The following is a 13492-nucleotide window of genomic DNA, read 5'->3' on the forward strand; positions in this document are numbered from 1 at the left end:
GTGGAACAAGAGACACGCTAAAGACAATACAATAAATCACAAAAACCTATTTTACAACACGCACAATTATACCAGAACGAGGCAGAGTATGTTGGATACCCTATGTTTGGCCGCTATCTTGACTGGGTAAATGGCATCCGTTCATACAGACATCAATGATGGACAGGCGCTCCTATCTTTCTGCCTAGGCCGCCCGTAGAGCATTTGATATGGAGGTGCAATTATGAAGCTTATGCACCTGATGATCTTGGTCAGCATATTAATGACATTTGCTCAGGCACAAACGGCAGAGGCTGCCAGTCCACCTCAGCCCACATACGGCACAGCAGTCGTCGATGGGGATATCAGCGAATGGGACCTCACTAACGATTTCTTCGCCAACATGTATCGGGCGGGTAACCCGGCATTCAAAGTCGAGTCCAAGGCATATTTGCGGTATGATTGCAATACTCATACGCTTTATGTGCTGGTATTGGCCGTGCCGGGTGTCAAAGCGCTGGCTCAAGGATGGGAAACAGCTGCATGGGGAGCTATAGGAACTGTCGCCAATAAAGTATATACCGGAAACTCGGGAAACCCTCCCACACCACCGCAGTTTGCCTGGGTCAACCAGAGCGCTGATAAGCTGACAGCCGATGGATATGAGGCATCTTTCATAATCACTCCCGGCACTCCGACTTCACCGGCATTCTATTCGCTGTTCTTGCACGTTGAAGTATATGATGAAAACACAAGTCATACTTCAGCCACTTCGGGATCTCCCAGAACAGGCATACCTCTGGAGCTTATATGCTGCGATGCGTCTATTGATCTTCAAAAATCGTATACATGGACCACGGGAAACGGATCGCACGTCGGCGATGTTGTGACATATACCTATACCGTTACAAATACAGGCAACGGGCCTTTGAATTCAATCACAGTTGATGATGATGTATTCGGATCGATCACTTTGGCAAGCACAACACTTAACCCGGGTGAAAGTACTACGGGCAATGCAACGCTGACATTGACACAGGAACTGCTGGATATCGGATTCCAGATAAATACAGCTGATGCAAGCGGCACGACGCCTATTGGCTGTGTCGTGACCGACTCGGCCACTCAGACAGTCACATTTTTGACGACACCATCGATCGAGGTCGTAAAAGACTATGAGTGGACCACTGGAAATGGCTCTCATGTCGGCGATGTAGTTACATATACATATACTGTTACTAATACCGGCAACGTGACACTCGACCCGGTCTCGCTGACTGATGACAAGTACGGCACAATCACTCTTGCGGTGACCAGCCTTGCGCCTGGAGAATATACTACCGGCACGGCAACTCTCACTCTCACCCAGGAACTGCTGGATGCTGGGTCACAGACCAATGTCGCCACCGCCACCGGCACGCCGCCGACAGGACCGGATGTCACCAATACGGCCACAAAGACGGTGACGTTTATCACGACACCGGCAATCCATATAATAAAGACATTTGAGTGGACCAAAGGAGACGGTACTCAAGTCGGTGATGAGGTGACATATACCTATACGGTCACGAACGCGGGTAATGTCACTCTGGACCCCGTAAGCGTATCTGACGACCAGTTTGGTAATATCACCCTGCTCGATACCAGTCTGTCTCCCGGAGAGTCAACGACGGGGACCAAGGTGCTTGTTGTGACGCAGGAACTTTTGGATCAAGGCACGCTGACAAATATCGCAACTGCTACCGGCACACCGCCAAGCGGACCTGATGTTACAGATACAGACAGTCAGACAGTCACATTCGGCGGAGGAGCGTCCATCGACATCAAAAAGACATACGAATGGACCACAGGAGACGGCTCACACGTAGGTGATGTGGTGACATACACCTTTACCGTCAAGAATACCGGCACTGTAACACTCGACCCTGTGAGCGTTACGGATGACGTATTCGGCTCAATCACCCTGTCCGCAACCAGCCTTGCTCCGGGAGAGTCCGCCACCGGCACAGCTACACTGACACTGACACAAGAACTGCTGGACGCCGGATCGGAGACTAACACAGCCACAGCCACAGGCACGCCGCCCAGCGGACCCGATGTCACAGAAACATCCACACAAATAGTCACGTTTCTTACGACACCGGCAATAAAACTCGTAAAGGACTTCGCATGGACGACCGGAGACGGCTCTCATGTGGGCGACGTGGTCACATACACTTATACTGTGACTAATGAAGGCAACGTGACACTCGATCCGGTATCCGTGAGTGACGATAAACTGGGAAGCATTACACTGCTTGCCACAAGTCTGGCACCGGGTGAATCAACTACCGGCACGGCAACTCTGACACTTACTCAGGAACTGCTGGACGCTGGATCGCAGACAAATACTGCAACAGCAACCGGCACACCGCCAAGCGGACCTGATGTGACAAGCACATCGACTCGTACGGTCACATTCATCACTTCACCGGCTATCGATATTCAAAAGACATTTGAATGGACTACAGGAAATGGCTCTCATGTGGGTGATGTTGTGACATATACATACACTGTTACTAATACTGGCAATGTGACTCTGAATCCCGTATCAGTAACCGACGACATACTCGGCACAATTACTCTACTGGACACAAACCTGGCGCCGGGCGAGTCGACTACCGGCACGGCAACTCTGACACTTACTCAGGAACTGCTGGACGCTGGGTCACAGACTAATATTGCAACCGCCACCGGCACACCGCCAAGCGGACCTGATATCACAGAAGCGACATCTCAAACAGTCAACTTCCTGCAAATCCATAACATCGGTCTGGTGAAATATGTTTCTGTTGACGGAGGCACGACCTGGATCGATGCCAATACACCGCCCGGACCAAGTGTGCTGATCGGCAATACGGTCGATTACAGATACGACGTCACCAACACAGGCAATGTTACACTCACTGACCTCACTCTGATCGACGACAAACTCGGTCCTATCCCTTTGAGCCCAACTACATTGGCTCCGCAAGGTTCACTTACAGTTTATGACAGCACAACAGCATTGAGCGGATTGAACACAAATATCGCCACGGCTACTGGAACACCACCGATAGGACCTGATGTGCAGGTCACCGATCCGGCTAACTACACTGGAAAAGACTCATTATTCTGGCTGCCTCAGGCATGTGAGACAATAATTGCCGGTCCGAGTCAGTACTTCATGGGCTATCTTGGTGTAGAATCCGACATGCCTGTGGCTGTGCCTGGAGTACTGGCGATTGTGCCAGGGGATAATTGGTCATATTATGTGGGCGCGGCTCAGGATGGAGTGGAATACACTCTGAAGAACGTTACAATGCAAAAAGAGACGCCTGAAATTGTTCAATGCGCCGATGTTTTCCCGGAAAAGACCATCACTCAACAAGGCACAACAAACATTAGACTTTGGTGGCCGTTGATGTATGAGGTTCCCGGCACAACATGGACGCTGAGTATCCTCTATGGCACACAAACACCATATGATGACGACGGTAACGGACCAAACCAATCAGGTTATGTCCACAGCAATACATGGGAGTGGACAATAGACGCAGATATTGAGAGTATGAGTCACCTTATCGATCTATTCCATGAACTGCCGTTCGGCAAAGATGAAGTGCCGCTGATTTCAGACGAAGCCTTATATGGCCTGCTACAGGCAAAACTGATCCAGATTCAAGACCTGATCGATGTCGGCGACACGGTAAACGCCGGGCTTATGCTTTCAGAATTTGAACTGATGGTAATGGATGCCTGCATTGCTGTTTCGCCTGTACGGCCATACCCAACAGGCAATGGAACCGGTATTGCCAATTCTGAAGAAAACCCCGCTTGCTGCAAACTCCTTGCGGATGCAGAATATATCAGCAGAAGGCTCGGTATATTCATTCAAAAAAAGTGATGTAATAGCAAACCATCAAATGGTTTTCGACCCCGTCGGAAAATACCGGCGGGGTTTTTGCGCGCCTGTGCGCCGTGGTCAATTTCGGCAATACCCCTCAAATAACGCCAGGAAAATACCGATTATCTGGATTGATTGTCGGCTAAAAATCTATCACAATCCTGGCAACCGGCAACAAGGACAATATGGATAAGCCTTCTCGATCGTTTACAAACATTAACGACCAAACTCATCCGTATAAGCTGAATAGCACTATACTCGTTATTGCAATATTCATAGGAATAATAGCAGGACTCATATCTACACCACACTCAGCCACGGCTCAAGATCAAACACCTCAAGTCGACTTGACCTCTCTCAGTATCGAAGACCTGATGAATATCGAGGTCACGTCAGTGTCAAAGAAAGCTGAGAAAATAAGTAAAGCTCCTGCATGTGTATCAGTCATCACTGGCGATCAGATAGAACGATGGGGATATCGCACGCTTGGTGAAGCGCTCCGCAGAATTGCCGGAATGTATGTAAGCTCAGACCGTAATTATGATTATTTGGGAGTGAGAGGATATTCAAGCCCGGGCGACTATAACACCAGAATTCTTCTGCTCATAGACGGTATGCGAATCAACGACACCATGTACGACTCCGCAACTGTAGGCTTGGATTTGCCAGTCGATATCAAAAGCATAGAACGAATTGAAGTCGCAAAAGGTCCAGGCTCGGCACTCTGGGGGACTAATGCCCTACTGGGTGTGGTGAATATCATTACAAAGAAAGCAAGACGTAAAGATGAGGTCCGATTTACACAGAGCTATGGATCGGATGCCGAAAATAAGTCCTATCTGCAATACGAAAACACGAGCCCTGACGGGCTAAATATCATTGCCGCGTTCAGCACTCTCAAATCACAGGGTCAAAAGTCTATCTTCTTCCCGGAGTATGTCGAGTCGGGTGTATGTGACGGATTGGCCAGAAATGTAGACGGCACAAATGCAGACCATGGCTATATTGCGGCTTCATACGGCCAACTTAAAATGACTTACTGCTCAGGATATATGAGGAAAGTCATCCCAACCGGCTCGTTCGGCACAACATTCAATGACGACGGCAATTTCACCAAAGATAGCAGAACCCATTTTGACCTCAGCTACGAAACCAAGATGGGCGCCTCTGAACAAGACACTTTGCAGGCTAGAGTTTTCTATGGCGACTATCTGTATGAAGGCGAATATGTATATGACACTGATTCAGACCCGCTCGTCAATATCGACTACAACAGGTGCAAATGGTTCGGCACTGAACTGCGGTCAATAATAAACCTCAACAACCAACTGTCGCTGACTTCGGGCATTGAATATACGAGAACATATTCCGTCCAACTCGATAACTATAACCTTGACCCATTTTTGATGTTGATAAACTCACGCGGGTCGCTTTCGGTCTTCTCATATTATCTTCAAGCAGACAAAGATATCAGCCCTACCTTGAAACTAGTCGGCGGAATTCGTTTGGATGATTACTCGACATTCGGCACACATTCGAGTCCAAGGACTGCCGTTATATATCAGCCAACGCATTCCGATACATTGAAACTGCTATATGGCACGGCATTCAGAGCACCTAATTTTTACGAAATGGACTATTGCGATGGAGTCACTACCATAGGAAATCAAAACCTGCAGCCAGAAAATCTGACGAACGTCGAACTTGTGTGGGAAAAGGCTCTGAGTAATGAAACAAGAATAACGACCAGCTTCTTTAACTTCAAGCTCGATGATGTAATCACGCAGACAATTAACGATGATGATATGATCCAGTTTGTAAACAACGGCTGCGTGCGAAGCCGTGGGATTGAAGTTCAGGCGGATATGCTGCTGCCGAACAAATGCAGTGCTTACCTTGGCATAAGTTTGCTGAAAGCAACAGACGTTCAGACGGATGAACGCATAACTAACTCTCCGAGGTGCATTGCGAGTACGGGCATATCCATTCCTCTGGTATCAGACAAACTGTATCTGAGCCCCGAAGCTCAATATATAGGCAGGCGAAAAACACTCGCCGGAAATGAAATACCATCAGCAAGTGTGGTCAATCTGACTCTCAAAACAAACCAAAAACAAGACAAAACGAATTTCTATCTGAGCATATATAACCTCCTCAACAGATCCATATACGTTCCAGGCTCTGGAGAACATATTCAAGATCAAATACCGCAGGAAGGAAGGACGATTCAGTTTGAAGCATCCTACCGTTTTTAGAAAGCCTAATGTGGGCTATGCCGGTCACCGATAATAGTTAGATGTATCAACAATCCATTTAATATAGAGTCATTGCTAATGAAAAAAATTGCGGTAATACCGATAATTGCATTGGTAATCGGAATATTCACACCAGCTTGGTGCGCCGATACCGAGACACGCTCAAACACATCAGACCTTACACAGTTAAGTCTCGAAGACTTGATGAACATACAGGTGACGTCAGTCTCAAAAAAAGCCGAGCGGCTTTCGGATTCGGCTGCCGCTGTGTATGTAATTACCTCAGAGGATATCAGGCGCTCAGGAGCTACAAGTATTCCAGAAGCTCTTCGCATGGTCCCGGGGCTTCATGTTGCCAAGATCGACTCGAACAAGTGGACTGTCTCAAGCCGGGGTTTCGCTGAACGATTCACGAACAAGCTTCTGGTGCTCATAGATGGAAGAAGCGTATATACTCCACTCTTTGCCGGTGTCTATTGGGATATGCAGGATACAGTTATGGAAGATATCGATCGCATTGAAGTGATCCGTGGACCTGGAGCGACTATGTGGGGCGCAAATGCCGTCAACGGTGTAATCAACATCATCACCAAAAACTCCAATACCACTCAAGGGACATTGGCATCGGAATACACAGGCAATACAGCCAAAGGTATCGGCAGCATTCGATATGGCGGCATGCTCAGCGAGAATGCTACATATCGAGTATATGGCAGATATCTGAACTGGGATAATGCCGCCTACGAAGACGGTCAGACAGCCAACGACGGATGGGAACAAAATAGACGAGGATTCAGAGTCGATTGGAACTTGACCAAATCAAGTTCGTTGATGGTTCAGGGAGATTTCTATAACGAAGTCGCTCAACAGGAGGCTAAGCTCGATCCGGCATTAAGTGTCGTCAGCCAAGATAACATCAACGCAAAAGGATCAGATGTACTGGCGAAGTGGACATATTCGCCTTCGCCAAAGTCCAGCACTGATATACAACTCTACTATGACCATACCAATAGAACCGAAAGCAGCTATGGCGAAATACGCAATACGGTCGATTTTGACTATCAAAAAAGGCTGACATTGAATCCTAGACAAGAACTTGTATGGGGCATGGGCTATCGCCAAAGCTCAAACGATCTCACCAGCAGTGAAGTCGTCAGTTTTGATCTGTCAGGCGAAACTACATGCCTCTATAGCGCATTCTGCCAAGAAGACATTACACTTGCTGAAAATCGGTCGAGACTTACTATCGGATCCAAATTCGAGCACAATAGCTATACGGGCTTTGAAATACAACCCAATATCCGATTCCTATGGACACCGCAGCCACGACATACATTCTGGGCCTCAGTGTCAAGAGCAGTTAGAACACCTTCGTATGCAGAGAGATATTCACAGTTTTCCTGGGTCGGACGGACATATGACGACGGCAACTATTATTTGCTTAGAATAATCGGAAATAAAGACTTCAAGCCCGAAGAGCTGACCGCATATGAAATCGGCTATAGAGTCCAAAGAGCCGATAAGATGTCGCTCGATTGGACCGCATATTACAATGTTTACGATAACTATCGCAGCTTTGAGCCGGGATCACCACAGATAGTAACATCACCATTTACCTACATTGTCATACCCTTGACGATAAACAATCTGGTCAATGTCAATGTCTACGGCTGGGAGATATCCGGCAAGTATAACATCACCAATAATTGGCGCTTGTCAACAGGCTATACATATTGCAGGTTGGATATGTCGAGCGATCCGGAAAGCAACGACACATTCTCAGTAAATAACGATGTGTACTATCCACGTAAGCAATTCCAAATCCAATCCAGCCTTGACCTTGCCAGAAATTTTGAACTCGATATTAACCACTATTATTCAGGTCCTATGACTGATGTCGTTTTCAACGTTCCGAGATGGTCGAGAACAGACCTCAGGCTCGGATGGAAAAAGGCCGAGACAACTGAAATAAGTCTCGGAGTCCAAAATCTGTTCAATAAACGGCATAGAGAAGCCTATGCAACAACCAACGAAGTAGCTACATACGCCACGAGGAGCTATTATGCTATGTTCTCTTGGCGCCGTTAAGAGCTATTGTAATCATTCGGAGCAGTAGACAGTGCAGTTAATAAATCGAAAATCCGAAAGCCTGCTTTTACATTATCATGCATTCGCTGTGATGCTTGTATGCATGATGATTTTGGGCAGCACAGCATTTGCGAGAAGAACAGGCTCATCACCAAATGAATATGAGATAAAAGCGGCATTTTTATACAATTTCGCGAGCTTTGTTGAGTGGCCGCCCAAAACATCCGCAGATAGCTCCGGCTCGTTTATCATCGGAGTCTGCGGCGATAACCCGTTCGGTAATACACTTGAAAAAACCGTTAAGGGCAAAACAATTAACGGCCGTAGGATCGATGTCAGATATTTTGGATCGGCACGCGATCTCAAACCATGCCATATACTCTTCGTCAGCTCATCCGAAGATAATCACTTCGGTAAAATTGCAAACACTGTCAGAGATTGGCACGTTCTTACCGTCGCAGATACCGACGGCTTTACACGCAATGGGGGAATAATCAACTTTTTTACAGAGGACAATAAAATCAAATTCGAGATCAACGCAGATAACGCGAAAAAATCCGGACTGAAGATTAGTTCAAAATTGCTGAAACTTGCTAAAGTCGTGAAAGGTTAACAACGTTAAGATGCGCTCTTTTAAAGATATTTCAATCAAACACAAATTGACGCTTGCAATAATGCTTACCAGCTCGATTGCCTTGATACTGGCAATAGGCTCATTCCTTGCATATGAACCAATTACGTTCAAGAAAGCAATGGTTAACAATCTCTCCAGCCTTGCAAGAATTGTCGGAGATAACTCTAAAGCCGCACTGATATTTTCAGACAAGACCGCCGCCCAAGAAACATTGTCGGCACTGCGAGTGGAAGCCAGTATTGTGGAAGCGTGTATATATACGCCGGAAGGACAGATGTTTGCACACTATACCCGACCGAATGCCAGTCGGACATTCCCTCCTCCTCAAGCCCGCAAACTAAATACTTGGAGTTTCAACAATGGATATTTAACGCTCTACAGAAGAATTACCCTGGATGGAAAAATGATCGGCATTGTATATCTGCGCTCGGACATGGAAGAGATGCATTCGCGTCTGAAGAGATACTCAGGAATTGCAGCCATTGTCCTATTGATGTCGTCGTTCGTCGCTCTGCTGCTGTCGGCAAAAATGCAGCGCCTTATCGCCAAACCTATACTCGATCTTGCCGATACGGCCAAATTGGTTACCACACAAAAAAACTACTCCGTCTGCGCCATAAAACATGGACAAGACGAGATGGGATTGCTGATCGACAGCTTTAATGAAATGCTCTGTCAAATACAGGAAAGAGACGCTGCACTCCGGGAAGCCCACAACGAACTGGAACGCCGTGTGGAACAGCGTACAGAACAACTGCAGCTTGAAATATCGGTGCGCAAAAATACTGAGGCTGAGCTAATAAAAGCCAAAGAAGCAGCAGAAGAAGCTAACCAGGCAAAAAGCGAGTTTCTTGCAAATATGAGCCATGAAATCCGCACGCCGATGAACGGCATAATCGGCATGACAGAACTTGTATTGGATACTAAGCTGACACCAGAACAAATGGAATATCTGGATGCAGTCAAATCCTCAACGGATTCACTGCTCTCGGTCATAAACGATATTCTCGACTTTTCCAAAATCGAAGCTCGTAAGCTCGACCTGGATTCCACAGACTTCAGTATCAGGGAAAGCCTGGAAGATACAGTCAAAACACTTGCACTTAGAGCGCACGCAAAGGGGCTTGAACTGGCTTGCCATATCGAACCGGATGTGCCTGATGCACTTATAGGAGACCCTATGAGACTGAGGCAGATTGTCGTCAACCTGGTCGGCAATGCAATCAAGTTTACTCATCAAGGCGAGGTCGTGGTGCATGTTGAAACCGAATCGGTTACAGATAAAAATGTTAAGCTGCATATCGCGGTCAGAGATACAGGCATAGGCATTCCAGAAGCAAAACGACGGTTGATATTTGAAGCATTCTCACAAGCCGATGCATCCACAACTCGTAATTACGGAGGAACAGGACTGGGTCTGGCCATATCATCTCAACTCGTAAAAATGATGAATGGAGATATCTGGCTCGAAAGTGAGGTCGATAAAGGCAGCACGTTTCATTTCACTGTCCGTATGGACCGCAGCAGCAGTGATTCAAATAGAAAAACCTGCCCTATGCCGGTTGATTTGAAAAATGTGCGAGTGCTGATAGTAGATGATAATGCCACCAACAGACGCATACTTGAAGAAGCACTGACAAACTGGCAGATGAAACCGGTCTCTGTTGACAATGGGCAAACAGCCCTTGCTGAAGTAACACGCGCCAATGATACTGACAAACCATATGACCTGATTCTGCTTGATGCACAAATGCCGGAAATGGATGGATTTGCTGTCGCTGAAGGTATCAAACATGATCCCAAGACCGCCGGTGCGACAATCATGATGCTCACATCAAGCGGACAATACGGCGATGTGGCTCGGTGCAAAAGCCTGGGAATCGCTGCACATATGACCAAGCCAATCAGACAGTCTGAACTATTTGACGGCATAATGAGCGTGCTCAGCAAATCATGTACACCTGAAGAAATGGGAATCACTGAGAGTCAGAAGTTGCAAGGCATAACTTCAGAAAAGAATAGTAAACCGGGCACACAACTGCGTATCCTGCTTGCTGAGGATAATGCGGTGAACCAGAAGCTGGCGGTGAGCATACTTGAGAAGAAAGGATATAACGTCACTGTGGTAAACAATGGACGCGAAGCACTGGACGAACTCGAAACGGAACACTTCGATATGGTGCTTATGGACGTTCAAATGCCGCAAATGGACGGCATTGAAGCAACCACTATTATTCGCGAGAAAGAAAAAACTACAGGAGCACATATTCCAATTGTAGCAATGACCGCACACGCAATGAAAGGCGACAAAGAGAGATGCCTCGAATCGGGCATGGACGCTTATGTGGCAAAGCCGATTCAGTCGAGTGAGCTATATAAAGTGCTGGAAGATGCCGGCAAGTCTCTTGTTTTACCTAAAAAACGCACAACGCCGTCTGATAAATCATGCTTTAACATGACCGAATTGCTTGCAAGAGTGGACGGAGATATGTCGCTGCTTAAGGAAATTGTGGAACTATTTACTTGTGATGCACAAAATCTGATGACTCAGATACAAGATGCTATTGCCAGTGGCGATGCCGGCGCACTTGAAAAGAGCGCTCATACACTGAAAGGCTCCGTGGGCAATTTTGCCGCGAAGCCCGCTTACGACGCTGCATATCGACTTGAACAGATTGGACACAGCGGTAATTTGAACGGCGCGCATGACGCATACGTCACACTGGAAGATAAAATAGAACAGTTGCAAAACACACTTGCCAAGCTTGACATGGAGGAAGCAGCATGAGGGTACTCATTGCTGAAGACGATCCTGTTTCACGCAGGCTGCTTCAAGCACTTCTGACAAAATGGGGATATGAAGTCATCGTCGCTTGTGATGGCGAGCAAGCATGGAATGTGCTCAAGGATGATGACACTCCCAGGCTGGCAATCATAGACTGGATGATGCCCGGTATCGATGGCGTTCATCTCTGCCGTAGAGTGCGTGACCGAAATAGCGGCCCGTATGTTTATATCCTTTTGCTGACGGCCAAAAGCCAGAAAGAAGATATTATTCGTGGCATAGATGCCGGTGCAGATGACTATATCACAAAACCGTTTGATACGAGCGAACTCAATGCAAGACTGCGAGCAGGCATGAGAATTCTCGACTTGCAGGCCGAGCTCATATCCACGCGTGAAACCCTGAGGCAGCAGGCTACACACGATCCACTAACGGGTCTGCCTAATCGCCTTCTCTTTGGTGACAGGCTTACACAGCAACTTGCAATATCGCGTCGCAAAAACCAGTTGACGGCTGTTATGTACCTGGACTTGGACAGGTTCAAGTTCATTAACGATACACTCGGACATAATTTCGGTGATATGCTCCTTCAGGAAGTGGCTATACGACTTACAACCTGTCTGAGAGAGACGGATACTCTCGCGAGGATGGGTGGTGACGAATTTACCATTATACTGACCGATGTAGACATACCGGACAACGCGACTATGGTTGCACAAAAAGTTCTGGAAAAACTCTCAAAGCCGTTCTCACTCGAAGGACGAGAACTCTTCGTTACGGCAAGCATCGGTATAAGCATTTCTCCATCCGACGGCCTGGACGCGGAAACCTTGGTCAGAAACGCAGATACCGCAATGTACCGTGCTAAAGAGCAGGGTAGAAACAATTACCATCTCTATACCGAATCAATGAACGCTGCGGCAGTGGAGTGGATGAAACTCGAAAGCAATCTGCGCAAGGCTCTCGATAACAATGAATTCCTTGTCTACTACCAGCCGAGAGTGGAAATTGAAACAGGACGCGTTATGGGCGTCGAAGCACTTGTTCGCTGGCTGCATCCTGAATATGGAATGATACAACCCGCGCAGTTCATACCTCTTGCCGAGGAAACAGGACTAATTGCACCGATCAGCGAACTCGTGGTTCGCAAGACTTGCGCACAAGCAGTGCAATGGCAAACAATGGGGATTGAACCGATAACTGTCTCAGTAAACATATCGGCGCGTCAATTCCAGCAGGATTCACTTGTGACAATGATAACAAACGCTCTCAATGAAGCCAAATTGGAGCCTCAATACCTTGAACTGGAATTGACCGAAAGCACGTTGATGCAGGATCCCGAAGCAGCCATAGGAATCCTGCTCAGACTCAAATCGATGGGCGTCAGAATCTCAGTCGATGACTTCGGAACGGGATATTCATCGCTGAGCTATCTGAAGCGGTTCCCAATTAATGCAGTGAAAATCGACCGTTCATTCGTCCGAGATATCAACTCAAACGCCGACGACGCAGCAATTGCAGGCGCCGTGGTTGCAATGGCGCACAGCCTTAAGCTGACAGTCATCGCCGAAGGAGTTGAGACACTTGAGCAACTTGAATTTCTAAGAACCCTAAAATGTGACGAGATGCAGGGCTACTTCATTACTCCCCCAATCCCGGCAGACGAATTGGCACATATCGTGTTGAACACTGCTCAACAGACGAGCAATAAGTGGGCTGCATAGATTCTCAGAAGGCTGCATTTGCTTTGAATTGCCTGGCCATGTAGTTAAAAGCATCGCGGAAACGCTGAGTTGTCGGCTGAACCGCAAATCCGCGACTTCGAG

At 47.3% G+C, this 13492-nt stretch carries 6 protein-coding genes; all 6 read left to right on the forward strand.

All coding sequences use genetic code 11. The annotated features are described in order from the left end of the window. Positions 1-223 precede the first annotated feature (223 nt). Positions 224-3904 carry a hypothetical protein gene (locus tag LLG46_14595; protein MCE5324525.1) on the forward strand — a complete coding sequence of 1227 codons (3681 nt, stop codon included), beginning with the start codon at positions 224-226 and terminating at the stop codon, positions 3902-3904. Between the two features lie 395 nt (positions 3905-4299). Continuing rightward, positions 4300-6159, forward strand: a complete 1860-nt coding sequence (locus tag LLG46_14600) for a TonB-dependent receptor (GenBank protein MCE5324526.1) — start codon at positions 4300-4302, stop codon at positions 6157-6159. Between the two features lie 78 nt (positions 6160-6237). Then, complete coding sequence (locus tag LLG46_14605) at positions 6238-8247, forward strand: TonB-dependent receptor (GenBank protein MCE5324527.1); 2010 nt, start codon at positions 6238-6240, stop codon at positions 8245-8247. A 31-nt stretch (positions 8248-8278) separates the two neighbouring features. Continuing rightward, positions 8279-8860 carry a YfiR family protein gene (locus LLG46_14610; GenBank protein MCE5324528.1) on the forward strand — a complete coding sequence of 194 codons (582 nt, stop codon included), beginning with the start codon at positions 8279-8281 and terminating at the stop codon, positions 8858-8860. A gap of 61 nt (positions 8861-8921) precedes the next feature. Next, positions 8922-11669 (forward strand): response regulator, encoded by a 2748-nt coding sequence (locus LLG46_14615; protein MCE5324529.1) that lies wholly within the window; start codon positions 8922-8924, stop codon positions 11667-11669. Then, complete coding sequence (locus LLG46_14620; protein MCE5324530.1) at positions 11666-13390, forward strand: EAL domain-containing protein; 1725 nt, start codon at positions 11666-11668, stop codon at positions 13388-13390. The genes LLG46_14615 and LLG46_14620 overlap by 4 nt, the downstream gene beginning before the upstream one ends. Positions 13391-13492: the final 102 nt, after the last annotated feature.

This window comes from bacterium (assembly GCA_021371935.1).
Taxonomy (GTDB): domain Bacteria; phylum Armatimonadota; class UBA5829; order UBA5829; family UBA5829; genus UBA5829.